Annotated in this window: 23 protein-coding genes; 7 read left to right on the forward strand and 16 right to left on the reverse strand. The window is 73.1% G+C overall.

Annotation, left to right across the window (positions count from 1 at the left end; translation table 11 throughout):
• Nucleotides 1–58: 58 nt before the first annotated feature.
• Genes ACWHYA_RS04115 through ACWHYA_RS04125 form a run of 3 tightly spaced genes read right to left on the reverse strand, consistent with a single transcriptional unit; the run spans nucleotide 59 to nucleotide 2,537 of the window.
• Entirely contained in the window at nucleotides 59–592 is a 534-nt protein-coding gene (locus tag ACWHYA_RS04115) for a pyridoxamine 5'-phosphate oxidase family protein (protein WP_425942967.1), read from the reverse strand.
• Nucleotides 589–1,359, reverse strand: coding sequence for a hypothetical protein (locus ACWHYA_RS04120; RefSeq protein WP_425942966.1), 771 nt, complete (start codon nucleotides 1,357–1,359; stop codon nucleotides 589–591). The genes ACWHYA_RS04115 and ACWHYA_RS04120 overlap by 4 nt, the downstream gene beginning before the upstream one ends.
• Nucleotides 1,356–2,537 carry a zinc-dependent alcohol dehydrogenase gene (locus ACWHYA_RS04125; protein WP_425942965.1) on the reverse strand — a complete coding sequence of 394 codons (1,182 nt, stop codon included), beginning with the start codon at nucleotides 2,535–2,537 and terminating at the stop codon, nucleotides 1,356–1,358. Before ACWHYA_RS04125 ends, ACWHYA_RS04120 begins: the two co-directional genes overlap by 4 nt.
• Nucleotides 2,538–2,680: 143 nt before the next feature.
• On the opposite strand from ACWHYA_RS04125, the gene ACWHYA_RS04130 reads away from it, so the two are divergent.
• Nucleotides 2,681–4,498 carry a hypothetical protein gene (locus tag ACWHYA_RS04130; RefSeq protein WP_425942964.1) on the forward strand — a complete coding sequence of 606 codons (1,818 nt, stop codon included), beginning with the start codon at nucleotides 2,681–2,683 and terminating at the stop codon, nucleotides 4,496–4,498.
• 18 nt (nucleotides 4,499–4,516) lie between these two features.
• On the opposite strand, the gene ACWHYA_RS04135 is transcribed toward ACWHYA_RS04130, so the two are convergent.
• Nucleotides 4,517–5,563 (reverse strand): DUF3253 domain-containing protein, encoded by a 1,047-nt coding sequence (locus tag ACWHYA_RS04135; RefSeq protein WP_425942963.1) that lies wholly within the window; start codon nucleotides 5,561–5,563, stop codon nucleotides 4,517–4,519.
• Between the two features lie 122 nt (nucleotides 5,564–5,685).
• On the opposite strand from ACWHYA_RS04135, the gene ACWHYA_RS04140 reads away from it, so the two are divergent.
• Nucleotides 5,686–7,452, forward strand: coding sequence for a S8 family serine peptidase (locus ACWHYA_RS04140; RefSeq protein ID WP_425942962.1), 1,767 nt, complete (start codon nucleotides 5,686–5,688; stop codon nucleotides 7,450–7,452).
• A gap of 34 nt (nucleotides 7,453–7,486) precedes the next feature.
• Here the strand turns inward: ACWHYA_RS04140 and ACWHYA_RS04145 are convergent, their stop codons facing one another.
• From ACWHYA_RS04145 to ACWHYA_RS04180, 8 genes are all read right to left on the reverse strand, one after another.
• Complete coding sequence (locus ACWHYA_RS04145; protein WP_448095532.1) at nucleotides 7,487–8,905, reverse strand: PIG-L family deacetylase; 1,419 nt, start codon at nucleotides 8,903–8,905, stop codon at nucleotides 7,487–7,489.
• On the reverse strand, nucleotides 8,902–10,038 hold the full coding sequence (locus ACWHYA_RS04150) for an acyl-CoA dehydrogenase (RefSeq protein ID WP_425942960.1): 1,137 nt from the start codon (nucleotides 10,036–10,038) through the stop codon (nucleotides 8,902–8,904). The genes ACWHYA_RS04145 and ACWHYA_RS04150 overlap by 4 nt, the downstream gene beginning before the upstream one ends.
• Complete coding sequence (locus tag ACWHYA_RS04155; protein WP_425942959.1) at nucleotides 10,035–10,556, reverse strand: DUF2867 domain-containing protein; 522 nt, start codon at nucleotides 10,554–10,556, stop codon at nucleotides 10,035–10,037. Before ACWHYA_RS04155 ends, ACWHYA_RS04150 begins: the two co-directional genes overlap by 4 nt.
• Nucleotides 10,557–11,029: 473 nt before the next feature.
• Nucleotides 11,030–11,413: a hypothetical protein gene (locus ACWHYA_RS04160; protein ID WP_425942958.1), complete on the reverse strand. Its 384-nt coding sequence runs from the start codon at nucleotides 11,411–11,413 to the stop codon at nucleotides 11,030–11,032.
• Nucleotides 11,410–11,763 carry a hypothetical protein gene (locus ACWHYA_RS04165; RefSeq protein WP_425942957.1) on the reverse strand — a complete coding sequence of 118 codons (354 nt, stop codon included), beginning with the start codon at nucleotides 11,761–11,763 and terminating at the stop codon, nucleotides 11,410–11,412. The genes ACWHYA_RS04160 and ACWHYA_RS04165 overlap by 4 nt, the downstream gene beginning before the upstream one ends.
• 1 nt (nucleotide 11,764) lies before the next feature.
• The gene (locus ACWHYA_RS04170; protein WP_425942956.1) at nucleotides 11,765–12,745 is read right to left on the reverse strand and encodes a glycosyltransferase family 2 protein; all 981 of its coding nucleotides are present in this window, start codon (nucleotides 12,743–12,745) and stop codon (nucleotides 11,765–11,767) included.
• Complete coding sequence (locus tag ACWHYA_RS04175; RefSeq protein ID WP_425942955.1) at nucleotides 12,742–14,031, reverse strand: lipopolysaccharide biosynthesis protein; 1,290 nt, start codon at nucleotides 14,029–14,031, stop codon at nucleotides 12,742–12,744. Before ACWHYA_RS04175 ends, ACWHYA_RS04170 begins: the two co-directional genes overlap by 4 nt.
• Nucleotides 14,024–15,826 carry a WecB/TagA/CpsF family glycosyltransferase gene (locus ACWHYA_RS04180; protein WP_448095533.1) on the reverse strand — a complete coding sequence of 601 codons (1,803 nt, stop codon included), beginning with the start codon at nucleotides 15,824–15,826 and terminating at the stop codon, nucleotides 14,024–14,026. The genes ACWHYA_RS04175 and ACWHYA_RS04180 overlap by 8 nt, the downstream gene beginning before the upstream one ends.
• Nucleotides 15,827–15,949: 123 nt before the next feature.
• On the opposite strand from ACWHYA_RS04180, the gene ACWHYA_RS04185 reads away from it, so the two are divergent.
• From ACWHYA_RS04185 to ACWHYA_RS04195, 3 genes are all read left to right on the forward strand, one after another.
• Entirely contained in the window at nucleotides 15,950–17,311 is a 1,362-nt protein-coding gene (locus ACWHYA_RS04185) for an O-antigen ligase family protein (RefSeq protein ID WP_425942953.1), read from the forward strand.
• Between the two features lie 636 nt (nucleotides 17,312–17,947).
• A complete protein-coding gene (locus ACWHYA_RS04190; RefSeq protein ID WP_425942952.1) occupies nucleotides 17,948–18,247 on the forward strand; it encodes a hypothetical protein in 300 nt (99 codons plus the stop codon).
• 128 nt (nucleotides 18,248–18,375) lie between these two features.
• Nucleotides 18,376–19,542: an exo-alpha-sialidase gene (locus ACWHYA_RS04195; RefSeq protein WP_425942951.1), complete on the forward strand. Its 1,167-nt coding sequence runs from the start codon at nucleotides 18,376–18,378 to the stop codon at nucleotides 19,540–19,542.
• Nucleotides 19,543–19,567: 25 nt separating this feature from the next.
• Here the strand turns inward: ACWHYA_RS04195 and ACWHYA_RS04200 are convergent, their stop codons facing one another.
• The 4 genes from ACWHYA_RS04200 to ACWHYA_RS04215 all read right to left on the reverse strand — a co-directional run bounded on the left by ACWHYA_RS04200 (nucleotide 19,568) and on the right by ACWHYA_RS04215 (nucleotide 24,542).
• On the reverse strand, nucleotides 19,568–20,050 hold the full coding sequence (locus ACWHYA_RS04200) for a response regulator (RefSeq protein ID WP_425942950.1): 483 nt from the start codon (nucleotides 20,048–20,050) through the stop codon (nucleotides 19,568–19,570).
• Nucleotides 20,047–21,978: a sensor histidine kinase gene (locus ACWHYA_RS04205; RefSeq protein ID WP_425942949.1), complete on the reverse strand. Its 1,932-nt coding sequence runs from the start codon at nucleotides 21,976–21,978 to the stop codon at nucleotides 20,047–20,049. The genes ACWHYA_RS04200 and ACWHYA_RS04205 overlap by 4 nt, the downstream gene beginning before the upstream one ends.
• A gap of 4 nt (nucleotides 21,979–21,982) precedes the next feature.
• On the reverse strand, nucleotides 21,983–23,362 hold the full coding sequence (locus tag ACWHYA_RS04210; protein ID WP_425942948.1) for an SLC13 family permease: 1,380 nt from the start codon (nucleotides 23,360–23,362) through the stop codon (nucleotides 21,983–21,985).
• A gap of 340 nt (nucleotides 23,363–23,702) precedes the next feature.
• Complete coding sequence (locus tag ACWHYA_RS04215; RefSeq protein ID WP_425942947.1) at nucleotides 23,703–24,542, reverse strand: glycosyltransferase family 2 protein; 840 nt, start codon at nucleotides 24,540–24,542, stop codon at nucleotides 23,703–23,705.
• A gap of 50 nt (nucleotides 24,543–24,592) precedes the next feature.
• On the opposite strand from ACWHYA_RS04215, the gene ACWHYA_RS04220 reads away from it, so the two are divergent.
• Together ACWHYA_RS04220 and ACWHYA_RS04225 are read left to right on the forward strand one after the other, a co-directional pair.
• The gene (locus ACWHYA_RS04220; protein WP_425942946.1) at nucleotides 24,593–25,267 is read left to right on the forward strand and encodes a response regulator transcription factor; all 675 of its coding nucleotides are present in this window, start codon (nucleotides 24,593–24,595) and stop codon (nucleotides 25,265–25,267) included.
• Nucleotides 25,264–26,694, forward strand: coding sequence for an amidase (locus ACWHYA_RS04225; RefSeq protein WP_425942945.1), 1,431 nt, complete (start codon nucleotides 25,264–25,266; stop codon nucleotides 26,692–26,694). The genes ACWHYA_RS04220 and ACWHYA_RS04225 overlap by 4 nt, the downstream gene beginning before the upstream one ends.
• Nucleotides 26,695–26,857 lie beyond the last annotated feature (163 nt).

The raw sequence follows: 26,857 nt of genomic DNA on the forward strand, positions 1-26,857 counted from the left end.
CCGCGAGAGGTTCAACCCTGCGAGACCTCGGCAGGCCGGCCCACCCGAGCCCCGGCCGTCAGGGCAGCTCCACCACCGTGGCGCCCTCGTCGTCGTCCTTCTTGCCGGTCACGGCCTTGACCGTCCCGACGACGGTGCCGACGAGCGACTCGCCGCCCCAGTACTCCGCCGTGTCGCCGTCCACCCGCAGCACGACGTTGTCCGGGTTCTCCGGCCCGCCGTCCATGAACGCCGAGGCGCCCTTGCTCCACAGCCTCTCGACCAGGGCCCGGTCGCGCACGACCGTCGCGGTCCCGGCCAGCGAGACCCACGCCTTCATCGACGAGTACGCCACGTTGACCTGCGGGTTGGCCTCCACGTCCCGCACGACGGCGCTGCTGTCGCGCACGAGGAAGAGCACGTCGCCGTCCTCCTCGGCCACCTGCGTCGACAGCGGCCGGCTCGTCAGCCGCCCGTGCGAGGAGCTGGAGTCGACCGTCGTGAGCATCGCGATGTCCATGCTCTCGATGAGCTCGTGGACCTTGCGCACCTCCTCGGGGTCGCTGCTGACGTTCACCGGGTCGGCGGGGCTGCTGTCGTGGTGCTCGGTCATGACTGCTCCTTCGGTTCGATGGTCTCGGCCGCCACCTGCTGGCTCGCGGCGTACGCAGGGTCACGCAGACGCGCCCACAGCGGGTGCGTCCAGGTCCCGGCGGGCGGGTGCCCGACGGGGTCGTGCCGCCGGGTGCAGTCCCGGTCGGTCCACCTGATCTCCAGCCTGCCGCGCTCGTGCCACGGCTGCCCGGGGGCGGCCACGAACAGCCGGTATGCCGTCGGCGGGTCGTCCACGTCGGCGCCCTTCCCCGGGGTCGGCTGGGGCGTCGCAGAAGGGCCCTCTCCGCCCGCCCACGACGGGGCCGGCGCGGGATCCAGCCGCAGGAGCAGCGGCCCCCGCCGGGTGCTCAGCGGCAGCAGCGTCGTCACCGGGCCGTGGTCGTGCCGGTCCCGGACGGCCAGCACGTGCCGCCCGACGGTCCCCGTCCCGGTGGAGGCGAGGAGCACGTCGCCCGCGGCCGGCCCGTCGATCCGCACGGCGAGCCCCTCGAGGTCCCGGCCCTGCCGCCTCCCCGTCGCCCGCGACCAGCGGACGAGACAGGGGTGCGGCCCCGGGTCGTCGAGCAGCGCGACGCCGCTCCGCGGACCCGGCGTGACCGAGAGGGTCCCCGCACCGCATACCCCCACGGGGTGCAGCGCCCGGGTCCCCCGCAGCCGCGCGGTCAGCCCGAAGGCGGCGGCGAACAGCGCCCCGCCGGCCCGCCCGAGCGTCTCGGCGGCCAGGTTCGCGGAGGTGGAGACGCTCTCGCGGTGCTCCCCCGTCACGGCGTGAGGACGACCTTGATGCAGCCGTCCTCCTTGTCGTTGAAGGTCTTGTACATCTCCGGCGCCTGCTCCAGCGGCACCCGGTGCGTGGCCAGGTTCTCCAGGTCGAGCACGTCCTCGGAGCCGCTGACCAGGTCGTAGAGCTCGTCGGTCCAGCGCTTGACGTGGCACTGGCCCATCCGCACCTGCACGCCCTTGTCGAAGAGCTGCATCATCGGCATCGGGTCGGCCATGCCGCCGTACACGCCGCTGATCGAGACCGTGCCGCCCCGGCGCACCGCGTCGATCGCTGCGTGCAGCGCCGCCAGCCGGTCGACGCCGGCGGTCTCGATCGCCTTGCGGGCCAGGGGCTTGGGGAGCCGCTTGGCCGCGCCGACCGCCGCACCCAGGAACGGGCTGCCGTGCGCCTCCATGCCGACGGCGTCGATGACGCTGTCCGGCCCGCGGCCGTCGGTCAGGTCGCGCAGCGCGTCGCCGACGTCCTTGACCGAGCTGAAGTCGACGATCTCCGCGCCGAACTGGCGGGCCAGCTCGTTGCGCTCGGGGATCCGGTCGACGCCGACCACCCGGATGCCCTTGTGCCGGGCCGACCGCACGGCCAGCTGCCCGACCGGGCCCAGCCCGAGCACGGCGAGGGTCCCGCCCTCGGGCACGTCGGCATACTCCAGGGCCTGCCAGGCGGTGGGCAGGATGTCGGAGAGGTAGAGGACCCGCTCGTCGGGCAGGTCGGAGGCCACCTTGACCGGCAGGAAGTCGGCGAACGGCACGCGCACCATCTCGGCCTGCCCGCCGGGGACGGCCCCGTAGAGGGCGGTGTAGCCGAACAGGCTCGCCCCCTTGCCCTGGTCGTAGTTCTGGGTGGTCTCGCACTGGGCGAACAGCCCGCGCTCGCACATCCAGCAGCGCCCGCAGCTGATGTTGAACGGGATGACGACCCGGTCGCCGACCTGCAGGTTCTCGACCGCGCTGCCGACCTGCTCGACGATCCCCATGAACTCGTGGCCGAGGATGTCGCCGGGCTGGAGGTAGGCGGCCAGCACGTTGTAGAGGTGCAGGTCCGACCCGCAGATCGCGGTCGAGGTGACGCGGATGACGGCGTCCGTCGGTTGCTCGACGACGGGGTCCGGCACCTCCTTGATCTCGACGTCCTGAAGTCCCTGCCAGGTGAGTGCTCGCATGCGTCCACGCTAGGGCGGGTATGCCGTTCCGGCACCTCGGAGCATCGCCCGCCCTCGACGGGACGGGCCGGGATGACGGGACGGGCCGGGATGACGGGTGCCGACCCGGCCGGCCCGGTCGACGGCGGTGCGAGGATGCGCCCATGCCCAGGTCCGCCGTGCGACGCCGCGACGCGCGGGCCAGGAGCGGCGGCGCCCCGCTCGCGGCGGGCCAGGTGGCCGCTCTCGTCCTCGCGGCGGTCGGCGTGCTCACGGGGTACGGCCTCGTGCTGTGGGGCCTGGACCGCGGGTTCGACGGGACCGACGAGGGTTTCGTCTACACGATGATCGCCAGCGACCGCGCCGCCGTGGGCGAGGCCTGGGGCTTCCAGCACCTCCTGCACCCGCTCTACGAGGCCACCGGGGGCAGGGTGCTGGCCTTCCGAGCCCTCCGGGTGCTGGGGTATGCCGTCACCTCGGTCCTCCTCGTCCTGACGGCCCGGTGCGTGGCGGGGGCCGCCGGGGTGGCGGTTCCACGCCATACCTGGTGGTTCGTCCTGCTCGTGGCCCAGGCCGGCACGCTGCTGGCGTGGAGCTACCCGCCGCGCTACCTGAGCTACAACGAGGTCTCGGCCTGGATGAGCCAGCTGATCTGCGCCGCTGTCGTGCTCGGGCTGGCCGCCCGGGGGCAGGGCCTGCGGACCCCGTCGGGATGGCTGCCGTGGGCGGTCGCCGGGCTGCTGGTGCCGCCGCTGCTGTTCGCGAAGTTCACGGCGGCCCTGGTCTGGCTGCCCCTGGTCCTGCTGGCGACGCTGCTCTCGCCGTCGGTCCGGTCGGCGGCGGGCAGGGCGGTGGTCTTCCTGGGCGCCGGGGGGCTGTCCGCCCTGGGTCTGGTCGGGGCGGGCAGGCCGTTCGTCGGCAGCGTCACGCGGTCCTGGGGGATGCTCACCGACCCGACGGTCCAGGCGGTCAGCGACCACTCGGTCTCGGAGATCCTGGAGACGTACGTGGACTCGGCGCTCGAGACGGCCCTGGCGGGGCTGGGACCGGTCCTGATGCTGGTCGTCCTGGCGGTGCTGGTGCGGAGGGGGTTGGGGCGGCATGTCGTGCTCGTGATGCCCGTCGCCCTGGCCGTCTGGCTGCTCGTGCTGCCGCTGGGCTCGTGGGCGAAGCTCGGCACCGTCGGCACGGTGATGGGGGTCGGCGGTGCGGCCGTCCTCCTGGTCGCCGTGGTGCCGGCACGCACCGGCCGCGGCACCGTGCTCGCCGGGGTCTACGCCCTCGGGCTGGTGCTGGTCACCCCCGTCGTGGCCGGCGTGGGCACGAACAACCCGATCATGGGGCAGACGATGTGGGCCGCCACCGTCTGGGCGGTCCTGCTCGGGACGGCGCTGGCGGTGCTGGCGGCCGGTGGTCCGTCGACCGGCGGGGGCCTTCGTGCCGGGTCGGCGGGTGGTCGGTGGCCGTCGGCATCGGTGCACCGCAGCGCGCCGCTCCTCACCGGGGCGCTGCTGGTCTGGGTGACGGTGGCGCTCGTCGCGACGGACAGCTTCGTCCACCCGTACCGGTTGCAACCCCTCCAGGAGCAGACGACCACGACGTCGGTGCCCGAGCTCGCCGGCATCCGGCTGACCCCGGAGCAGGCGGCCACGGCCGACCGGCTCCGCTCCGTGGCCGAGCAGGAGGACGTCGCCGGGGTGCCCGCGGTCGCCATCAACGCGCCGGGGCACCTGTTCGTCTTCAACCGCAGCGGGTGGGCCAGCCCGTGGCGGGACGGCATCTGGCGCGCCACGATCGAGGAGTCGTGCCGCACCGACCGCCCCGAGGACCTGTTCGTCCTCGACCCCGGTGACGACGCCCCTCTGACCGTCCGGGGACGCACGGACCTGGTCGAGGCTCTCGTCGCGTGCGGCTACGCGTTCCCGGACGACTTCCGCGTGGTCGACGAGTTCGCCGGCACGGTGGTCTGGCGGCTGCGGTAGGTCCGCGGGCGCAGCACCTCAGCGGGCACGACCCCCGGTCCGGGCGCCACCGCCCGTAGTCATCTCCGTCGGCGCCAGCCGCACCCGCACCGGCCCCGGCGTCGTCCGCCCGTCGACCGGCATGCCCTTCTGCGTGATGACGACGACCCCCTCGTCGGCGAGCGTGCACGCCACCGCCCGGGCCACCTGCGTCAGGGCCTGCCGGCGCGCGGGGTCGACCGTACCCGCCGCCTCCGAGGGGCACAGCGTCCTGTCCGGTCCGCGTGCCTCCGCCAGCCGCAGGATCTCCGTCCGCAGCCGCTCCTCGAGCTCGGCCGTCGCGCCGAAGGTCGCCACCGCGTCGTCCAGCCGCCGCAGGAACCGGGCGAACCCTCTGCCCGCCCGCCCCTGCCGCCGCGAGGACGTCACCACGCGCGTGCCGTCGGTACTCGTCCACGGCATACCCCCGTCGCGCAGCGCGTGCACGAGCTGCACGTCCTCGCCGTCGTCGAGCGCGGGGAACCCGCCCGCCCGGTCGTACGCCGACAGCCGCACCCCCAGGTTGGCCCCGTTGATCCCCAGGTGACCCTCGGCCAGGTGGTGCTGCGCGTGCCAGAGGCGGGCGGACTCAGAGCCGTCCTCGCGCGGCTCCACCGTGCCGAGCACCAGGTCCAGTCCGCGGTCGGCCAGGTCGCGCTGCGCGCGGAGCCAGGTATGCGGCACGCGCGAGTCCGCGTCCGTGCTGGCCACCCAGACGGTCGCCGGGTCGAGGGCGGCCAGGGCGTCGTGGGCACGCCCGGCCTCCACGCCGTCGGCGCGAGCCGCGCCCAGGGTGCCGGCGTCGCTGTCCTCGACGACCCAGCGGACGTCGGGATGCGCGGCCGCCACCTCGCCCACCCGGTCGGCCGTGCCGTCCGTGCAGCGGTGCAGGACGACGGACACGACCACCGGGAGGTCGACCTCGACGGCCGCCGAGGCGATGTCGGCCAGGCATCCCGCGATCTCGTCCTGCTCGTCGCGGGCGGGCACGACGACGAGGACCGCGGCCAGCGCGGGTCGGTCGTCGGTCTCGTTCCTGGCTCGCACGGGGGCATCTTCACACGGCCCTTGAGCGATGGCCGGTAGACGCCTCAGGTCGGCCGGCGTCCGCGTGGGAGTCACCGGTTTCGAGATGCACGCCGATGCCCCCGTGGGTAATCTCCGTCCGCATGTCACGTGTGAGACGGATCACCCCAGCCCTGACCTCGTTCGCCATCGCCGGTGCGCTGGTCGCTCCCGCCGGAGCGACGACGACCCAGAACGACAGCGACCTTGCACCCCTCTCGGACGCCGTCGAGGAGTTCCTCGCCGGCGCCGGATCGTCCCTGGAGGTCGTGGTCACCGTCGAGGACCGCTCCGCGCTCGAGCGGCTCGCGGGCCTGGACGCCGACCTGCAGACGACCCGGACGCTGCCGATGGCCCTGGCCACGCTGTCCCCGGCCCAGATCCGCGAGGTCGCCTCCTGGGAGAGCACCCGCAGCGTCTGGGAGAACGCCCGGGACGAGTACTACCTGGACGACAGCATCGAGATGATCAACGCCGACGACGTCTGGTCCGGTCAGAAGCTGCGGCGGGGCTACGACGGCTCCGGCGTCACCGTCGCGGTCACGGACACGGGTGTCGACCCCACGCACCCCGACCTCCCCCACGGGGACAAGGTCGTCCACAACTTCGCCGTCGTCGGCGACCCGCTCAGCGACACCAACGTCACCTTCGTGGACAGCCCGGTGAGCATCGACGACCACGGCCACGGCACGCACGTGTCCGGCACGATCGCCGGCACCGGTGCTGCCAGCGACGGCCACTTCACCGGCGTCGCTCCCGGTGCCGACATCCTCAGCTTCAAGCTCGGCTCGGCCAACGTCCTCAGCTGGTGGGCCATCCAGGCCTACGACTGGATCCTCACCGAGGGCGACGACCTCAACGTCCGGGTCGTCTCCAACAGCTGGGGCGGCGGCGGCGGCAACGACTACGACCCCGAGGACCCGGTCAACATCGCCACCAGGGCCGCCTACGACGAAGGCGTCGTCACGGTCTTCGCCGCCGGCAACTCGGGCAGCCCGAACACCATGGGCCGCAACGCGGTGTCGCCGTACGTCGTCGCGGTCGCGGCCGCCAACAAGGACTTCAGCCTGGCCAGCTTCTCCTCGACCGGACGGCCCGACGACAACCAGGACCGCGACGCCGGCGGCGGTCTGTACCGACCGACCGTCACCGCCCCGGGTGTGGACATCGGCGCCGCCAGGTCCAGCACCGCGACCCTGATGTCCACCGGCGTCATCACCGAGAACCCCTTCTACACGCGGGCCAGCGGTACGAGCATGGCCACACCGCACGTCTCCGGGACCGTGGCGCTGATGCTGGAGGCCAACCCGGCTCTGTCCGCCCGCGACGTCATCGACATCCTGGAGTGCTCCGCCGTCGAGATGCCCGGCTACGCCTCCTTCGAGGTGGGCGCCGGCATGCTGGACGCCCAGGCCGCGGTGAAGTGGGCCGAGCAGGGGCGCACCAACTGCAAGCCGGCCGACGACAGCGGGCTGGTGCCCAGCGGCGACCCGACGCCGATCGCCGGGACCGTGCTTCCCGGCGGCTACCTCGTGGACACCGGCCTCGGGGACGTGGACGAGCAGTTCTGGAGCTACCACGAGGTCGAGGTGGGCGACGGGACGGCGGCGCTGTCCGCGGCCATCGCCTGGGACAACCCGGTCGACAACGTCTACCTGTTCCTCTACGACCCCGAGGGCAACGAGGTGGCCTCCTCCGCCGGACTCCTGGACACGCCCATCACGGAGCGTGAGGTGATGACCACCAGTCCCTCAGCGGGGACGTGGACCGTGGGGGTCGTCGGCCGGGTGAACACCGTCACGCCGTACACCGGTCAGGTGCAGACCTACGTCGAGGACTCCACCCAGGGTGGTGGCGGCGGCAAGGGCTGACGCACCGCAGGACCCGTTCGGGCAGGGTGGTCCCTCACCCTGCCCGAACCCCGTCCGCCGACCAGACGGTCAGGACGAAGTGCTCCTCCACGAGGTGGCTGCGACGCTCCAGACCGGCGGCGGCCAGCGCCTCGTCGAGGATCGCGTGCACCTCCTCACCGGTCAGCGGCCAGCCGACGATCTCGTGCCGCCAGTGGCAGGCGACCACGGTCGCCCGGTCCGACCCCGGCCCCGTGACCAGCTCCCCCACCCGCCGGGCCAGCTCCCGCAGCCGCCCGGGCGAGAGGAAGTAGCCCACCTCCGACAGCACCACGAGCTCCACCGACTCCCCGGCGAGCGCCTCCTCCAGCCGCCCCCACTCCTCCGGCAGCGACGCGTGCACCGTCCGCAGCCGGTCGGTCCCCTCGACCCGGCCCAGCGCGGCGGCCGACTCGTCCACGGCCACGACCGCGTCGCACCGCCCGAGCAGGTCGTCCGCGAGAGCGCCAACGGAGCACCCGACCTCCACGCCCACGGCGTACCTCTCGTGCGGCAGCGCCGCCAGGGTGAGGGCGCGCTTGCGGCGTTCGTACCAGCTCGTCCGCACCTCCCACGGGTCCTCCTCGCGGGCGTGCAGGTCCTCGAACGGGCTGCTCTCCCCCGGCTCGGCGAGCAGCAGCGTCTCCCACGGGCGGGCGAAGTGGGCCAGCATGTCCGGCCGCAGCAGCACCTCGTCACCGGGCCGGTCGGACAACGGCTCGACCTGGGACCGGTGGCCCGCGACCGCCCGCGCCTTGCGCTCGCGCACCTCGTCGGACAGGTCCACCCGGCGGGCCTGGTCCCACGGCAGCGCGTCGGGGCCTTCCCAGTGCCAGAGCCAGACCGGGTACTCCAGCAGCCGCCCGTCGCTGCGCCACGCCGCGGCGGCGGCCGACCGGGCGGCGGCCTCGTGGTCGGGGTGCCCGTCGCAGCGGTACGGCGCGAGCAGCACGCTCTCCCCCGGCCGCACCAGCCGCACGAGCGCGGCGGTGAGCTCGTCCTGCTCGTCGGTCAGCCCGCCGTCGGCGAGCCCGAGCAGGTGCAGGCGGGCCCGCGGGGCGAGCAGCGCGATGACCTCGCAGGCCTCGGCACGGCGGATCCGGGCCAGGTCGGCGGGCGTGTGCGTGGGTGAGCGCGGGTGGGAGGCCTGCCCGTCGGTGGCGACGACGACGTCGAGGTCCACGTCCGCGGGCAGCCCGGCGAGGAGCCCGCCGAGCCCGAGGGTCTCGTCGTCGGGGTGGGCGGCGACCACGAGCAGGTGGGTGGTCCCGGTCAGGTCGAGGGGTATGACGTCGCGCCACCGGGGATCCTCGGCCCACCGGGCCTCGTCGGTCGGTAGGTCGCCGGAGGGGGTCAGGCCGGAGGCGCCGGGAGCCTCCTTGACCCTGTCGCGACCGGTGGGCGCGTCGCTCCGGCCGCTGGCGCCCGCGCTCACGCCCACGTCACCGCCATCCCGTCGGCGACCGCCCGGCCGACGAGCGCGGCGTCGCGCCCGGCCTTGTGCTGGCGCAGGTAGAGCTGCAGATCGGCCACCCGCGCGGCGTGCTCCTCCTCGCCGGCCAGCGGGCCGGGACCGAGCGCGTGGGCGGCGGCGGTGAGAACGGTCTCGCACGCGTCGTGGACGACGTGGCGCACGCGGACGCAGCGGGGCCAGGCGTGCTCGCCCTGGACCAGCCCGGCGTCGACGGCGGCGGCCGCGTCGGTGATGACGGCCGCGGCGGCCGTCAGAGCCGTGTCGGCCTGTCCGAGCAAGGACAGGGCGATCTGGTCGGGCTCGCGCTCGATGGCGGCCCGACGCATCCGGCGGGCCAGGCCCATCGCGCCACCGAGCCAGCAGGCGGCCACGCCCAGGCCGCCCCAGGCGAAGCCGGGGCGGGTGAGGTACCATCCCGGGTCGCCCACCGGCACCCCCGGCACGTCGGTAAGCCGCAGGCCGGTGGAGCGGACCCGAGGCAGACCGCGGGCGACCCACGGCTCGTCGACGAGCTCGACACCCGGGGAGGACAGGTCGACGGCGACGAGGACACGGCGCTCGGCGTCTACCCAGGCGGTCACGAGGGCGGAGTCGACGTGCTCGGCCAGGGAGCACCAGGGCTTGCGGCCGGACAGGACGAGGCTGGTGGTTCGGGTGGTTCCGGCAGCCCCGGGGGTCCTGGGACCTGCGGCTGAGGTGAGGGAGTCGGGTGAGGCCTGGCCCGGCCCGGCCCCGAGCTGAGCAGGCCGGACCTCGAGCCGCGCCCCCGGCCCCTCGGCCGCGTAGACGGCCCACGTGCCCGAGGCGGGCGGGACGGCATACCCCGCCTCGGCGGCCTGGGCGAGGATGGCGACGGCGTCGAGGTGCGGCTCGAGGGCGCGGGCGACCGTGAGGTCGGCCGCGGCCAGCTCTGCGAGGCCGCGCCACAGCTCGGCGGTGCGGCCGGTGCCGGGCAGCGGGAGCAGCGAGGCCGCGCGGTCGGCGAGCGCCAGGGCGGCGACCGGGTCGCCGGCGGCGGCGCGCGCATCGTCGAGCAGGGCGGTCAGGCCGGGGTCGTCGGGTGCCTGCGGGGACCAGGGGTCGAGACCGATCACGGACCCATGGTGCCGTCCGCGCGGGCCCGGCGCTCGGCCTCTCCGGCCATCCGGGCGAGCATCGCCCGGAACACGATCTTGTGGGCCGGCAGCTCGGCCCACCAGAAGGCCTGTCCCGCGCGTCCCACCGGGTGGAACTCAAGCCGCTGGACGAGCCGCGACCGACCGGCGCCTGCCGCCTCGGGGGTGTCCACCTCGTAGGTCATCCGGGCGGTCCCGGGCATCCGCTGCTCGGAGACGAGCGTCAGGCGGCGACCGGGGTCCACCGCCTCGACCCGCCAGCCGTCGACCGGGTCGCCGACGCCCAGCTCGCGGTCGGGGCGGCCGCGGTTGCCCGGGCCGCCCACCGCCCGGTCGAGGACGCCCCGGACCCACCAGAGGCGGCTCGCGGCATACCAGCCGGGGTCCCCGCCGAGGTCGGCGACGCACGTCCACGTGGTCGTGGCCGGCGCGTCGACGGGGCGCTCCCTGCGCTCGCGGAAGGCGCCGTCCGCGTCAGGGGTCAGACCGGCCCTCACCGGGCACCGCCGGGAGACCGGCGTCCGACGCCGCAAGGCTGGGGCCGCGGGCCGGAGGGCGGGGTGGAGTCCACGCTGCGAGGCTACTGCGGTGGCGGACTGGACGACCGCTGAATCATCATGAAGCCATGGCCGATCCCACCGCCCCGTCACGGACATCGCCCGGCGCGCCAGGGCACACGGGTTTACCCCGTTCGGAGAACCTCCGGTCGGCCTCCCTGACTGCACTCTGGCATGCCCACCGCCGACCGCACGCTGCCGCCCCTCCTCGCCGGAAGTCTGGGCCCGACGCACGTGACGGTGGGACCGGGCGTCCCGACCTGCGGCCGTCGGGGCCCCCACCGGCAGGGACGGGCAGGTGTAGAGGGGCCACCCGGCGTGGGCATGATGGCGGAAGCCAGGAGGTGCCTGCACCGGGGACGCGGTCAGCAGGAACTGCCGCCGTCCGACCGGCCCGATGTGTGGCACGTCAGCTAATGGTTGCCGTCGCCGCGACGAAGTACCACCCTTACGGATGTCCGCGCATCGCCTTCGGCGGCCGCCTGGGAGGGGGTCGACGTCCGCTGCCCGCGCTCGGCGAACGCGTCTAGTGCTCCCGCGCACAGCCAGCCTCGGTCGACCACCGGCTCGGTACCCGGCAGTCCGTTGTCCTCCTCGCCGACCCAGTCGTGGGCCAGGTCGACGTCACCGGGAGACACTTCCTGCCTGAGCAGGGCGATGCGCTGGTGGTCGTCGTCCAGCTCCGGCTGCCAGTCGGATGGCGGAGCCGGACGCGACGAACCGCAGGCCCGTCCCTCCGAAGCGCCAGCCCAGCCGTCGAGCCGGAGGGCGACGTAGGGCGGGCGGAACCAGGTCACCGGCTGGTCGGCCGCGTCCTGGACGATAGCCCCCGCGTCGAGAAGGGTCCGACGGACTGAAGGGGCCCGCCGGCCGACTGGTCGCGGTGGTCGGGGCCGTGCAGCGCCAACTCGTGGCCGGCTGCGGGCACGTCCCGCAGCACCTCGGTGTGACGGCGCACCCGGTTGGCCATGACGAGAACGTGGCGCTGGCCCCCCGGTACGCGAGGGTCCAGGACGGCCACCGTTCTGCCGGGGTCGGGGCCGTCGTCGTACCGGCACACCGCGTCGTCGAGGGTGAACCCCTCCACGGCCTGCCCCGTCCCGATGCCGCCCAGCCCGGCGCGTGCGATATCGCCCAGACGACCCATGTCACCCCACCTCTCCGGCGTCGGGTTGGCCGCCCGACCGAGTCGATCCTAGGTGTACTAGGCCACCGTGGCGGGGCCGGTTGGAGCCGCCGTAGGTCCCCGGCCCGCCAGGGCCGCGGAGGCGTCCCGCGTGCCGAACGACCTTGAAAACCCGTCTCCAGGCCTCCTCACGCTCGCCCCGGGCGGCCTCGCGTGCGGCGGTGGGCAGGTATGCCGCGGCGGCACCCAGGAGCACGGCGGCTCGGCGGGCGCGTCCTGGCGGTTCCCCGAGGGCCCTGTCCACCGCGACGGACGAGCGGCCGTTGCGATAGCTGCGACGGAGCAGGGCCCCGGTGGTCACCCGCTCCGGGACCGGACGTTCCACCACCAGCGCGTCGGGGGCCCAGACCGACCGCGCACCGGCGAGGGCGAGCTGACGGAAGAACAGCGTGTCCTCGCCCCCGCTCCGGCCGAGGCGGGGGTCGAAGCGCACCCCCGCCCGAACCACCAGGTCGAGGTCGACGAGAACGTTCCCGCCACCGACGTCACCGGTGAAGGGACCGGCCGGGCGTTCGGCGCGGGAGAGCATCGCGCGCACGTCCGGGCGGTGCAGGATTGCTGGATCCTGACGCACGGGGCCGGTGACCACGTGGGCGTCCCACCGTTGCTGCGCCACCAGGAGAGCGTCCAGCCACCCGCCCTGCGGAAACTCGTCGTCGTCGAGAAGGACGAGGAAACGGGCACCGTCCAACAGCGCCTGGTCCACTGCGGCGTTGCGGACGCTCACCACGTCCCCCTGGCCGACGTGGTGCAGTCGCACACCACCCGAGCGCACGGCCGGGTGGTCTCTTAGCACGTCCGCCGAGGCGTCGGGGTCGTTGTCGAGGAGAACGACGGCGCAGCCCTGACGCTCCCCGACCTCCTGGACCAGTGCGGTGGCCAGGTCACCCGCCCAGACCACCCGACGGAACGTCGGGACGGCCACGACCACTTTGCCGTTCACCGGACACCCCCCGTCCGCCTCACCAATCGCGGGTGCCGCCACGTCAGCAGGGCAAGCAGCAGGACGATCATCCCGTTGCAGACGACCGTGGCGATGACCGGACCGACGGCTCCTAGCGACAGCGCGAGCACCACGGACAGCCCGACGTTGAGCAGTCCCAGGGACACCCCGAGCCGGGCACGGGTGGCGGCGGCCAGAGGCGCTGCCCACGCGGCGACGAGCGGGGAGGAGGCACACGTCAGCCCCCCGTAGATCCCCAGCCAGGTGTACAGGTCCTGTGGCGTGCCCACCGCACCGCGGCCCAGCACCTGACCGATCCAGGGACCGACCCAGATGGTCACGGCGGCGAGCACCACCCCGACGAGGGTGAACACCACGGAGGAGGAGACCAACCGACGGATGACCTCGACTCCCTCTTCCTTGACCCTGGCGCGGGAAAACCACACAGTCAGCAGACCCCCCAGCGCGACCGGCACTGCGGTGACCAGCCCCGTGATCCGGCTGGCCAGGCCGTACTGACCCGCGGCCGCCGATCCCGTGGTCGCCATGATGATGACCGGGTCGAAGAGGTAGACAAGCACGTTGGACAGAGCCCACCCCGTCATCGCGCCGCTAAGCCCGGTCAGCACCACACCGTCCAGCCCGCTGTCCGCAGCATCCCCCGGTCCGTGGAGACCCACGAGCCGCCGGGTGAGGAAGCGGTAGGTGAGATAGGGCGCGACGAAACCGACCATGCTCGCAGCCACGATCGTGGACAGGTCCTGCCTCAGCCCCAGGGCCAGGATCAGGACGGGCAGGCCGACGAGCGTGGTCGTGGCCAGGGCGAGGTGGCTGACGGCCGTCCGACCGACACCCTCGAGCACCCCATGGTGACCGGAGATCGGCAGGACGACCACCGCCGCCACGGCCACCCACAGGACCGACCAGGCGAAGCCCCATCCCACCCCGGGACCGAGCACCGGCAGCAGCACCACGGCCGCACCCAGCACGACCGCAGCCTCCTTCGTCCCGGTCGAGCGCAGGGCGCGCACGGTGGGACCCGCCCTCGCCGGGTCCTCGGCGACCACCACCCGTGCGGTGCTGGCCAGACCGTGGGACAGGATCTGGATGGCGGGCCACACCGAGGTGATGACAATGAACCGGCCGTAACCCACCTCGCCGAGCGCCTGGGTGATCAGCGGGATGCGCACCAGCGATCCTGCCAGCACCACCGCCTGGGACAACCCGTAGGACAGAAGGGTCAGCGTCCAGGGCGTGGCCAGACCCCGGGCCCGCCCCTCAGGCACCGCGAGGTCCGCCGCGGCGAGGAGCGGCCCTCGCCGACTCACGGAGGAGGTTCACCGATCCCAGGGCGTAACGACGGACGGTCCGACGAGGGTCGTTGGTCAACCGGTGCAGCCACTCCAGGTGGAGTCGCTGCAGCACGACCGAGGCACGCTTCTCCTCCCCGGCCAGGATGCGCAGCCACCCGCCACAGGTCATGACGATCGCGGGGGGAAGCAGGAGGCGGTGGGCCCGCGTCCAGAACGCCTCCATCGGCATTCCCAGGCCGACCAGCACCACGTCGGGGTGGACGTCTCGCAGGTCGGCGAGCACCGGCGACCAGTCCTCGTGGTAGCCGTGCGTCGCGTGAACGAGCTGCACGGGCAGGTCCACCTCGAGCGTGCGGCCCGCCCGCTCTGCCAGGGATGACCGGTCGCCCCCTCCCGGGGCCCCGCCCAGCACCGCCACCCGCACCGGCCGACCGAGCGAACCGGCCATCCAAGACAGGACTGCTGGCGCCAGGTCCGAGGTCGCCACCTTGACGACCCGCTCCCCCGCGGCGGCGGCGACGATGGGCCAGGATATCCCGTCGGCGTATCCCGCGTCGGCGGTGTTGAAGGCCGCGACGAAGTCGGGCCGGTCGACCAGGTTGAGCGACGTCACGTGGGCCGCGGCGAGGACGAGGGGGCGAGGGTCGTCCAGCAGGTCGGTGATTGCGGCCGCCCCCACGGTCCACGGGTCCTCAACCAGTCGCAGGCCGGAGACGTCGACCGTGCGGAACTGGGAGAGCCGACTCGGCACCGGACCCGTCGGCCGACGAAACTCGGCCCGCACCTGCCGCGGGGGTGCGGCCGGGACGAGCTCGGCGGTGCGCCGCGACCGGAGCCGGAGCTTGCGCAGCACGCCGACGGGGTCGGTGGCGACGGCGTAGAACCCGTGGCGGAGGAGCTGTGCGCGCGCTCCCGCACCCTTGGCCACGGCGGCCATCCGGTAGTGCTGCCCGCTGCGCAGGGCGCGTGCCGCTGCACGAGACAGCACCGGATCCCGCATCCACTCCTCATACCCGGCGGTCGTCGTCCCCCGCAGCCGGGCACGGACCAGCTCCGCCGCCAGGAACTGCTCACGGTATGTCGTCGCGCTCACCCCCCCGCCGTGCAGGACGTATCCGCCCAGGACGCGGCCGGGAGGCCAGACCACCCGCCGTCCGGTGGCGACCAGACGCTGGGCCAGCTCGAGGTCCTGGGTCCGCATGAACGTCTCGTCGAAGCCGCCCGCGTCCAGAAGGTCCTGCCGCCGGAGCAGCCCGCTGGCCAGGGACACCGGCATGGTCTCGGCGCGCCGCAGGGACTCGGTGGCCTCGTCCCAGTCGTCGAACGGCACGTAGGTGCCCAGGACCGTGCCGTCCTGACCGAGGTAGTGCAGGAGGCCGCCGACGACCACGACGTCGTCGGTGAGGTAGGGCAGCTGCGTCTCGATCTTGTCGGGGTACCAGACGTCGTCCGCGTCCAGGAACGCGACGAGCTCGCAGGTGGCGTGCCGGACCCCGCGGTTGCGGGCATGGCCCGAACCACGGGCCTGCGCCTCGACCAGGCGGATGCGCGCGTCCCGCGAGGCGACCTCCGCCACGACCGCGTGCGTTCGGTCGGTCGAGTGGTCGTCCACGACGACGATCTCGTCCACCTTTCGCGTCTGTGCCTGGACGGATGAGATCGCCCGTCCGATCGTGCTCTCGGCGTCGCGTGCCGGGATAACGGCCGCGACCCTCGGGACCGGAGCGGCCACCGCATACCTCGTATTCTCCCCGAAACTGCCCGGCACGAACTGTCCAGCAGCCTAGTTGGGGGCCCAGGAGCGGGCAAACGGGGTCGGCGCCAACTCCTCCGGATAGGCTTCGAGCGGCGCCCCGGTCCGCGCTGCGACCGGCTGAGAGAGGAGGCCCGGATGACCGAAGATCGGCCAGCCGCCCAGGCGGACACCCCCTCGACCCGTGCTTCCACGGTCGACCTCGGGTTCACGTCGTCGGTCCTCGTCGTCGTCCTGGCAGCGACCTTCCCGGTCGTCCAGCTGGTCAAGACCGTCGTGGACCGGGCCACGACCGTGCGCGACCTCAGCGGCGCCGTCCACTTCGTCTCCGAGGGCAGGACGGCCCCGCTGCTGGAGTTCGGGGCCGCCGGGCTCGCGGCCACGGCGGCGGTCCACCTCGTGGTGCGCAGCCTGCGTGGGGACACGTTCACGGTGACGAACTGGGCCCTGCTCGCCTTCTTCGTCCTCCTCGCCGAGGTGTTGCGGGGTCGCAGCGAGCCCAGCACCCTCCTGTACGCCGTCCTGACCCTCCTCGTGGTCCTCGCCGCCGGCGTCGCCAGGTTGGAGGCGCCGGCCATGGGACGGGTCGGGGCCGTCGCCGGCCTGACCGCACTGTCCGTCGCTGTCTTCACCCTCGTCGACCCGACCCGGGGCTGGGCCACGTGCAGGCCCGACAAATGCACCGCCGCGGGCGGGCTGCTGCGGGGCTACTTCCCCCAGGAGAACGTCCTGGGGATGTACCTGGCAACCCTCCTGCCGACGGTCGCCTTCATCGACCGACCCGTGCTGCGGCGGGCCACCCTGGTCCTGGTCACGACGACCATCCTCCTCACGGGCAGCCGCACCGGGGCCGTGGTGACCCTGGCCGCGCTGTGGAGCTATGCGATCGTCCGGAGACGCGCCACCCGCGCGCACCACGGGGACGCCGGCAAGGTCGTCGGCGCGGTGCCGCTGATCACCTTCCTCGTCTCGGGAGCGCTTGTCTTCACGCTGCCGGACATGTCGCTCACCGGTCGGGGTCTCATCTACCGCCTCATTCGCGAGGCGTGGTCGGACCAGAAGCTCCTCGGCCCGGGCCGCGAGACCCTTTACGACGCGTACTACTCCAGCATGGCCAACTGGTACCTGGCTCACGAGCACGGCCAGGGAGCCTATGTCCTGGGCCAGGTCGGTCTCGTCGGTGCGGTGCTCTTCCTCCTCGCCCTCGGGGGCATCCTGCGGGCCTGCTGGGCCAGCAGGGGTCCGCTGCCGGCCATCTTCGCCCTCGCCCCCGCACTGGGGTTTCTCACCGAACCGATCTGGGAGATCAGCCTCCGGTCTCCCTACTTCGTCTCACTCTTTCTGACCGTCGTCCTCGTCTCCCGCAGCCTGCACCGGGACGCGAGGGGGGAGCACAGCCTCGGAGGAGCCCCTGCTCTTCGCCCAGCGTCACCACGTCCGTCCAGCACAGCGTCGGCTGCACGAGCTCGTGTCACACTGCCCCTGCCTCGAGGCCCCTAGTTGCAGCACTAGTGGAACTGACCGACTACCTCCGCGTCCTGCGCAGACACGTGTGGTTGACCGTTCTGTGCACGCTGGCCGGTTCGGTCGCGGCCGCGCGGCCGACGTCGCCAACGCGGTCAGCGAGCAGTTTCAAAAGGTGGTGCCCAGGCTGTAGAACAGCTCGGAGTCCAGCTCCCCCGTCCAGGTGACGATCCTGCGCGCCCTCACCCCACCCGACCGACCCGACAGCCCCAACGAGTTCCTGAACACCGCCGTGGGGCGGATCGCGGGGCTGGTGTTGGGACTGGGGCTCGCCCTCCTGCGGCACCTGACCGACACCGTGGTCCGCAAGGACGCGGACGTCAAGGACGTCACCGACAAGGTCGTGATCGGCGGACTGCAGTTCTTCAAGGAGACGAGGGCCAGTCCGCTGATAGTGCACGGAGACCCGCACTCTCCCCGGGCCCAGGCGTTCCGGACCCTGCGGATCAACCCTGCAGTTCATCGACGCAGCCCGCCACCGGTCCTCGATCGTGCTGACCTCATCCGTCCCGGAGGAGGGCCAGCCCACCACCACCGTCAACCTCGCGCTGGCTATCGCCGAGGGGGGTTCGAGAGTCTGCGTCGTCGAGACGGACCTTTGTCGACCCAGGGATGGCCCAGTACCTGGGGCTCGCGAGCCACGCCGGGCTGACCAACCTGCTGATCGGTGACGCCGAGTACGAGGACGTCCTCCAGTCCTTCGCCGACGCGAAGCTCACGGTCCTGGGCTCCGGGCCCATCCCGCCCAACCCCAGCGAGCTGCTCGGTTCTCCCGCCCTGCGCAGCTACTACAGGGACAGCTATTGGCCGGATCCCGTGGCGGACCCCGACGCTCCTCGCAGCTCCCGCCGCAAGAAGGAGCGCATGGCCAGCAGGCAGGGACTCCTTCCGTCACGACGGTCCCAGCTCTGAGGGTCTGACCCCTCAAGACCGGCCAGCTGAGAGCCCCGCACAACCCTTGCCGTCGGACGGTTGCGACGGAACACTGGATCGACCGTCCGGCACCGACGAGCCGACGGCGCGCGACGAAGGGACCTGCCATGTCCGACGGAGCCGTCCACCTCCTGGTCGGGACGACCAAGGGCGCGTTCGTCCTCGACGGGGACGCCGCACGCACCAGCTGGGCGGTCCGGGGGCCCTACTGCGGCGGCTGGGCCATCAATCACGTCGTCGGCGACCCGGCCACCGGGTCGGTCTGGGCCGGGGGTGGTGACGACTGGTTCGGCGCCGGCGTCTGGCGCTCGCGTGATGTCGGCCGGACCTGGGAGCTGACCAAGCTGACCACCGGTGAGCTGGACGCGTGGGCGGCCGAGGACCCCGCGTTCGCCGAGTCCATCGGCTGGGCCGACCAGGTGGCCCCGTTCGGCGAGGACTTCTCCCAGGTCTGGTCCCTGGGCCGCGCGGGCGACCGGCTCTACGCGGGCACGAAGCCGGCGGAGCTCCTCACGAGCGACGACGACGGCGCGACGTGGTCCAGGGTCAAGGGCCTGACCGACCACCCGTCCGCCCCCGAGTGGGGTCCGGGCGCGGCCGGTCTCGTCCTGCACACCATCGTCGCGGACCCCCAGGACCCGGAGCGGATGTGGGTGGGGATCTCCGCCGCCGGGGTCTTCGCCACCGAGGACGGCGGGGTGACCTGGGAGCGGCGCAACGACCTGGCCGATCCCGCCGACGGCGAGGGGAACACCCACCCCGCGGCGGCCTCGGACGGGCACACGGGCTTCTGCGTGCACCACCTCGAGCACGCCGCCGGCGGGACCGGCCTGCTCTACCAGCAGAACCACCACGGCGTCTGGCGTTCGGACGACGGGGGTCTCAGCTGGCACGACATCACCGCAGGTCTGCCGTCGACGTTCGGCTTCCCGCTCCAGGTCCACCCCCGCGAGGCTCGGACCCTGTGGACCGTGCCGCTCAACGGCGACACCGAGGGCCGCTACCCGCCCGACGCCGCTGCCGCGGTCTGGCGCTCGCGGGACGCCGGCGGGACCTGGGAGGCCCTGCAGGAGGGTCTGCCCCAGGAGGCGTGCTTCTTCACCGTGCTCCGCCAGGGCATGGGCGGCGACCGCCGGGATCCGGCCGGGGTCTACTTCGGGACGAACACGGGGTCGGTGTTCGCCAGCCGGGACGAGGGGGACACCTGGACGGAGATCGCCCGGCACCTGCCGACCGTCCTGGCGGTCGAGGTGCTCGAGCCGGACCCCCGGTAGGGCCGGTCGCTGCCGGCAGACCCTCCTAGCCCGACCGTCTCCTCACCAGCTCCATCGCCCGCACCTGGTCCAGCACGGCCAGGTGCGGCAGCGGATCCACCCGGGTCCGCTCGACGACGTCCGTCAGCTGCTCCCGGACCACCCGCCGCAGCTCCTCGGCGTCCCACGGCTTGGCCACGTAGTGGTCCAGCCCCGCCTCGTTGACCGCCCGGATCGTGTCCGCCTGGTCGGCCTGCCCGGTGACCAGCACGGTCGCCACGTGCGCCGTCTCCTCCGCACGGGCCAGCTCGACGAGGAAGTCCACCCCGCTCGTCCCCGGCAGCCGGTGGTCGGCGAGCACCACGGCCAGCAGGTCCCCGTCGGCGGCCACCTCGGCGATCACGGCCCGGGCGTCGGCCACGTCCTGCGCGGGCTCGACCCGCACGTGCGCGGTCAGCGGCTCCAGGTCGCGCTCCAGCGCCTCGCGCACGTCCGGTTCGTCCTCCAGGACGAGCACCACGAGCTTCATCGCCGCTCCTTCTCCTCGGTGGGGCCAGGGGGTATGCCGTCGCGCCCCGCGGGCGGGTCGGCTCCGGACGTGGGGGCGCCGGCTGACGTCGTGAGGGCCGGCAGGTCGACGGTGAAGAGGGTCCGCCCGGGCCCGGACTCCAGGCCGATGGTGCCGCCGTGCTGGACGACGATGCTCCGCGAGATGCCCAGGCCCAGGCCCAGCCCCGAGCGGACGACCCCGTGCTTGGTGGTGAACCGCGGCTCGAAGATCCGCCCCTGCAGGGAGGGGGGAACGCCGGGGCCGTCGTCCTCGACCTCGACGCGCACCCGGTCGTCGGTGCGCTGCGCCCGGACGGTGATCCGGCCGGATCCGTCGAGCGCGTCCGCGGCGTTGGCCAGCAGGTTGGCCCAGACCTGGGTCAGGCGTCCCGGACGGGCCCCGACCGGTGGCAGGTCGTCGTCGCACCGGACGTCGACCGTCAGCCCGGCCAGCCGGTGCTCGACCAGCCCGAGAGCGTCCTGGATCGTGGCCGCCACGTCGGTCGGCCCGAGGGGGGCGTCGGGGTCGTCGGGCCGGGCGTGCACCCGCAGGTCCTCGACCAGCCTGCCGACGTGGGCGGCCGCGGTCCGCAGCGAGCGCAGGGTCGCGCCGATCCCGGCGGCGGCCTCGACCCGGGCCAGCTCCTCGGGCGGTCCGGCGAGCAGGGCCCTGGCCCGGGCGGCGTCGGTGACCCCGGCGGCCACGAGCCGGCGTACCTGCGACGGGGTCGCCCCGGTGGCTGCGGCCAGCTCCCGGCGGAGCGACCGCTCCGCGCTGGCCGGGACGGCCTCCCGGGTCTCGGCGGCCTCGAAGGCCGCCCGGACGGACTGCTGGTCGCCTCCCCCGAGCAGCACGCGCAGGTCCGCCGAGAGGTGCTCCACCCCTCGGGTCACCGCGGCGATCGGGTTGCTCAGCTCGTGGGCCACGCCGGCGGTCGTCTCGCCCAGGGTGGCCATCCGCGCCTGCTCGACCAGACCCGCGCGGGCGGCCTCCAGCTCGCGCAGCGTGCGCTGCAGCTCGGTGGCCAGCTCGGCCTTCTCCACGTGCAGCCGCTCCGCCCGCCGGAGCCGGGCCGACAGGGCCCGCACGGTCAGAGCGGTCAGCGCCGCACCGACCCGCGGATCCCCCGCGAGCGCCCGGTCCAGCTGCTCAACGGTCAGCGGCACCACCTCGCAGTCGGTCGTGGTCCGGGCCGTCACCGTCGCCGCCTGCGGCCCGGTGAGGGCCACCAGCCCGATGAGCGGCCCCGTCGAGGCGTGGTGCAGGGTCAGCGCCCCGGCCCCGGTGTTGACCGACAGCGCGACCCGGCCGCTGAGGACGAGGAAGAGCTGTCCGACGTCGTCGTCCTCGATCGTCAGTCGCACGTGCGGCGGCAGCTGCAGGCGCGGTCGGGGGCCGAGCACCGACTCGACCGCCTCCAGCAGCTCGGCGGCCGCGGTCTCCGGGTCCTGGTGCAGGTGGCGCAGCAGCCCGCTCGCACGCGGCTCGGGCTCAGCCGCACGCTCCTCGGCGACCTCCGCCGCCCGCCCCCCTCGCCGGCGCACCCACCGGGCGAGCTGCGCGTCGGCATACCGGCGCAGGTTGCCCGGGGTCCACGGGGCCATGACGACCCCGCCGAGGTGGCCGGCGTCGAGGCTGCGGGCCAGGTCGGGCAGCTCGAGGCGCTCGGTGACGACGAGCACGCGGGGGCGGGGGTGGCCCAGGGCGCCCAGGACCCGGGTGACGATGCCGTCGGCGTCCGCGCTGCCGACGACGACCACGGCCAGGCCGACCGACCCGGCGGAGCGTACGCCCGGCTCGGCGAGCGCACCGGGCGCCGGCACCCGCAGCGCGTCCAGCTCGGCGACGGCCGCCTCCGCGACCGGGCCGGTCCCGACGACGACGGTGCGCGGCGCGCGGGCGTCCACGGGCTCAGCCGATCCCGAGGAGGCGCCACCACAGCGGCATGACGAGGACCGCGAGCAGCACGCCGAGCACCCCGACGACCAGGCCGGTGACCACCATCTGCGGGGTCTGGACGGTGCCGGTGGCGTAGGCGATCGCGTTGGGCGGGGTGGAGATCGGCAGCATCATCGCCAGGCTGCAGGAGAGCGCGACGACGAGGGCGACGGTGACCAGGTCCTGGTCGACGGTCAGGGCCAGCGGCAGCGCGATCGGGATGAGCAGGTTGGCGGTGGCCGAGTTGGAGATGACGTTGGACAGCCCCCAGGCCAGGCCGGCGAGGGTGAGCAGCAGGACCGCGCCCGGCAGCACCCCCCAGTCGACGAGGCCGACGAGCCACTCGTCCAGGCCGCTGGCGCCGACGCCGTTGCCCAGGGCGATGCCACCCGCGACCAGCCACAGCACCGGCCACTGCAGGGCGCGTAGGTCGTCGCCGGTCATCACCTGGGTGGCCAGGAGCACGACGACGGGCAGGAACCCGACCGTGGTGGAGGGGATGCCGTGCAGCGGCTCGCTCAGCCACAGCAGCACCGTGAGGGCGGCGGTGGCGTAGAACACGAGGGCCGGCGGGGTCTTCTTGAACTTGACCTGCAGGTCCAGGTCGAGGGCGGTGCGGCCGGGCACGTAGCGCCAGGACAGGAAGAGCCACCCGACCACGAGCAGCAGCAGCGCCAGGGGCACGGCGGCGACCATCCACTCGAGGAAGGAGACCCGCTCGTCGCGCTGGATGAGGGCGGCGAGCGCCAGCGCGTTGGGCGGGGACCCGACGGGGGTGCCGATGCCGCCGACGTTGGCGGCCAGCGGCACGGCGAGGGCGAAGCCGGTGCGGGCCCCCAGGGTCGGCAGGCTGGAGAGCACCGGCAGCAGGACGGCGAACATCGTCGCGGTCGTGGCGGTGTTGGACATGAACATCGACAGCACCGCGGTCATGAGCATCAGCGCCAGCAGCGCCGACCGCGCGCTGCCCTTGAACGGGGTGAGGATGAGGGCGGCCAGGTTGCGGTCGAGGGCGTACTTCGCCGCGCCGTCGGCGATGAGGAACCCGCCGAGGAAGAGGATGATGACCGGGTCGGCCAGGCTGGCCCACACGTCCCGCGCGGAGGTGGCCGGCTCGCCCAGCGGCACGAGCGCCTGCTCGCTGAGCATGAGCACCTCGAGCAGGATGATGACCACGGCCGTGGCCACCAGGGGGATCGCCTCGGTGACGAACAGGACGATCGCCATGAGGAAGATGCCGAGCATCCGTTCGCCCGGCTCGTCCAGCCCCGGCACGTCGACCAGCAGGGGGACGACCAGCGCGAGCCCCGCGAGGGGCAGCCCGAGACGTCGCGCGAGCGAGGCGGTGGGCATGCCGCCAGCCTAGTCCGGCGCCTCCGTCCGACTGCTGCCTTGAGTTGAGGGTCCTCACCGAGACCGACTGTGATCTACCGAGACACTCCACGGAGGAGGCGCCCACCACTGCACGAAAAACCTCGGGGTCACTGACCCAGCCGAAGGAGGCACACGGTAGGACCGTCCGCCAGCGCGATCCGATGCACGACCGCAAGATTGACGGCGGTGACAGTCACCCGCCCTCTTCTGGCCGTACGAATGGACCGCCTTGGTCGGGGTGGCTTATCCCAGCGTCATGGTAAAGGTCAGGCCCGGGCGCAGAGTGCAACTACGGGGCACGGGTTCGCCCCGAATTTGATCAACGCCTGGACCGCACGGCCCGCCGGATGCGCCGAGGGACTTTCCTCGCGCGCTGCAACCAGTGACGAGCGCTGTACTTGTCGTCTCGATATCGAGTCATCTCTGCAGCTAACCGGTCTCGCTCCCGCCATGCCGCCACCAGCAGGGCGCGCAACGTGTCCTCGTCCGCCCAGGCGAGGTACCGGGCACGAGTATTGTTGATCGTGTCTCGGTAGGACCAGGTCCTAGACCGCGATCCATACCGAACCCGGTAATGGTGAACTGCGGACGGCATCGCTATAGCCCGCCCACCAGTGCGTGCAATTAGCCTGACCCAGAACTCCCAGTCCTCGTGGCCCACACGCAGGGAAGCGTCAATGCGTCCGACGCGCTCCCAGTCAACTTTTCGGAAGCCCGAAGCTACTGAGATCGAGCGTGCAGCGATCTCGGACAGGTCGGCACCAGCCCCTCCCCAAACGTTGTCACTATCGCCAAACTCAAGCACCAAAGGGACCGCTGCCACGGCATCGGTGTCGTTCAGCACCTGCAGCGCCTCAGCCGCATAGTTGGCTGATAGCCGATCGTCGGCATCCAGGCAGATCACTACTTCGCCGGACGACATAGCAATCCCGCTATTCCGTGCAGATCCTGGCCCGCCGTTCTGCTGTCGGACCACCTTGATGGCGTCACCTAGATGCCTAAGCCACTCCAGCGTCTCTCGACGGGATGACCCGTCATCGACAATTACGATTTCGATGTCCGGATGGGTCTGCGCCCGTGCTGACGCAACCGCTTCAGCCAGAAACTTTGGGTCGTCGTCGTAGGTCGGGATCACGATGCTGACACGACCTTGCTGCATGGAACCTACTCTACGTGCCTTAGATCCGGCCCCACTGTAGTGTCCCGCAGGTGAGCTCCCCCGTGACCGTCGCCATCGTCAACGACTACGACGTCGTGGTGCGCGGGGTGGACGCCATGCTCCGGCCGCACGCGGACCGGGTCAAGGTGGTCGAGCTCGACATCGGCACCGAGCCCAGCACCCCGGTCGACGTGGCGCTCTACGACACCTTCGCCCAGGCGCAGGCGGACGCGGACGACATCGACGCCCTGGTCGCCAACCCGATGACCGGCAAGGTCGTCGTCTACAGCTGGAACACCCAGCCCGCCCTGGTGCGCCAGGCGCTGGCGCGGGGCTGTGCCGGCTACGTGGCCAAGTCCGCCAGCGCGGAGGAGCTCGTCCGGGCGATCGAGCGGGTCGCCGACGGGGAGACCGTCACCCCCGGTTCTGCGGACATGGACGCCACCCTCAGGGCGGTGGCCTCCGGCGAGGCGCCCGACGACGACCACGGCCGCTGGCCGGGGCAGGAGCACGGCCTGTCGGCGCGCGAGGCCGAGATCCTCGGGCTGATCACCCAGGGCCTGACCAACGACGACATCGCCAGCCGCGCCTACCTGTCGATCAACACGGTGAAGTCCTACATCCGCAGCGCCTACGCCAAGGTTGGCGTGACCCGCCGCCCTCAGGCGGTCCGCTGGGGGATGGAGCACGGGATGCTGCCGACGAAGGGCCGCGAGCTGCGGTGAGCGTGCGGCCCGCCCACCTGGGTGCCGTGGAGATGTCGCAGGGGTATGCCGCGGGGCGGCTGAGCCCGGTCGAGGTCGCCACCGACGTGCTGCAGGTGATCGACGAGCGCGAGCCGGAGCTCCACGCCTTCTGGGTGCGGGACGAGCTCGAGCAGGTGCTCGCCCGGGCGCGGGCGTCGCAGGGGAGGTGGGCCTCCGGGACCCCGCTGAGCCGGTGGGACGGCGTCACTGTCACGCTGAAGGAGAACATCGCCCGGGCGGGCGTGCCGATGCCCGCCGGGTGCGCCGCGGTCGACCCGGTCGCGCCGGAGATGGACTCGCCGGTCGCCCGTCGGTGCAAAGAGGCAGGGCTGGTCGTGCTGGGGTCCACGACGATGCCCGACTGGGGGATGCTCTCCTCCGGCCACTCCAGCCTGCACGGGCGGACGGTGTCGCCCCTGAACCCGGACTGGACGACGGGTGGTTCGAGCTCGGGGGCCGGGGTGGCGGCGGCGGCCGGATACGGCCCGCTGCACGTGGGCACAGACATCGGCGGGTCGATCCGGCTGCCGGCCACCTGGCTCGGCCTGGCCTCGCTCAAGCCGAGCGCCGGACGGATCCCGCTGCACGCGCCGTACCTGGGCAGGGTCGCCGGGCCGATGGCCCGCCGGGTGGAGGACCTGGCGGTGCTGATGGACGTCCTCTCCGGCCCGGACCCGCTGGACTGGACCAGCCTGCCGGCGCAGGACGTGTCGTGGACCGACCTGGCAGCGGGGAACGACGGGGGTCCGTGGTCGCCGCACGGACTGCGGATAGGAGTGTGGACCCGCGCCGGGTATGGCGTGGAGCCCGAGCCCGAGGTGGTCGCCGCCACCCGGGCGGTCGCGGACCGGTTCGCGGACGAGGGCGCGGAGGTCGTCGAGCTGGAGCCGTGGCTCGACCAGGGGGTGCTGGACGGGATCAACCGGTTCTGGCAGGCGCGGTCGTGGGCCGACCTGTCCCGGCTCAGGCCCGAGCGGCAGGCGCTGGTGCACCCGTTCGTCGCGGAGTGGGCGCGACAGGGAGCGGGTCTGGGCGGGGTGGAGGTCATGGACGCCTACCACGCCTTCGCCGACCTGCAGGCAAGGACGGTGGCCGCGTGGTCCCGGGCAGGGGACCTCGACCTGCTCGTCAGCCCGGTGGCCCCGTGCCCGGCCTACCCGGCCGAACTGCCGATGCCCTACCCGGACGAGGGGCGGGGCATGTGGCACATCAACTTCACGCTGCCGTGGAACATGACCGGTCAGCCGGCCGGGACCGTGGACGTCGGTCGGACGGGGGATGGGCGGCCCATCGGCGTACAAATCGTCGGACGGAAGTTCGACGACCTGGGGTTGCTACGCTCCGCCGAGCTGGTCGTGCCGCGCACAGTCCCGTCAGCGGTAGATTGCGGTCAGGGGGCCACCTGACAGAGCGACGACCCGGTGCTTTCACGCCATACACGCGCATTGACCCCACCTGCAGCGCACGTGCTAGGCGTCGTCGGAGTAACAATGAAGGTCGCGTCCTCTCCCGCCGTTCCCGCACGCGTCGTGAAAAGCACCCCGGTCGTTGACGCCCCCGTGCTGGACA

It is taken from the genome of Ornithinimicrobium carbonis (assembly GCF_977012275.1).

Excerpts from the sequence above, each read along its gene's own strand:
- ACWHYA_RS04165 (WP_425942957.1), bottom strand. The coding sequence starts at position 11,763 with ATGGGTCGTCTGGGCGATATCGCACGCGCCGGGCTGGGCGGCATCGGG.
- ACWHYA_RS04130 (WP_425942964.1), top strand. The coding sequence starts at position 2,681 with ATGCCCAGGTCCGCCGTGCGACGCCGCGACGCGCGGGCCAGGAGCGGC.
- ACWHYA_RS04200 (WP_425942950.1), bottom strand. The coding sequence starts at position 20,050 with ATGAAGCTCGTGGTGCTCGTCCTGGAGGACGAACCGGACGTGCGCGAG.
- ACWHYA_RS04185 (WP_425942953.1), top strand. The coding sequence starts at position 15,950 with ATGACCGAAGATCGGCCAGCCGCCCAGGCGGACACCCCCTCGACCCGT.
- ACWHYA_RS04140 (WP_425942962.1), top strand. The coding sequence starts at position 5,686 with ATGTCACGTGTGAGACGGATCACCCCAGCCCTGACCTCGTTCGCCATC.
- ACWHYA_RS04195 (WP_425942951.1), top strand. The coding sequence starts at position 18,376 with ATGTCCGACGGAGCCGTCCACCTCCTGGTCGGGACGACCAAGGGCGCG.
- ACWHYA_RS04115 (WP_425942967.1), bottom strand. The coding sequence starts at position 592 with ATGACCGAGCACCACGACAGCAGCCCCGCCGACCCGGTGAACGTCAGC.
- ACWHYA_RS04215 (WP_425942947.1), bottom strand. The coding sequence starts at position 24,542 with ATGCAGCAAGGTCGTGTCAGCATCGTGATCCCGACCTACGACGACGAC.
- ACWHYA_RS04190 (WP_425942952.1), top strand. The coding sequence starts at position 17,948 with ATGGCCCAGTACCTGGGGCTCGCGAGCCACGCCGGGCTGACCAACCTG.
- ACWHYA_RS04210 (WP_425942948.1), bottom strand. The coding sequence starts at position 23,362 with ATGCCCACCGCCTCGCTCGCGCGACGTCTCGGGCTGCCCCTCGCGGGG.
- ACWHYA_RS04125 (WP_425942965.1), bottom strand. The coding sequence starts at position 2,537 with ATGCGAGCACTCACCTGGCAGGGACTTCAGGACGTCGAGATCAAGGAG.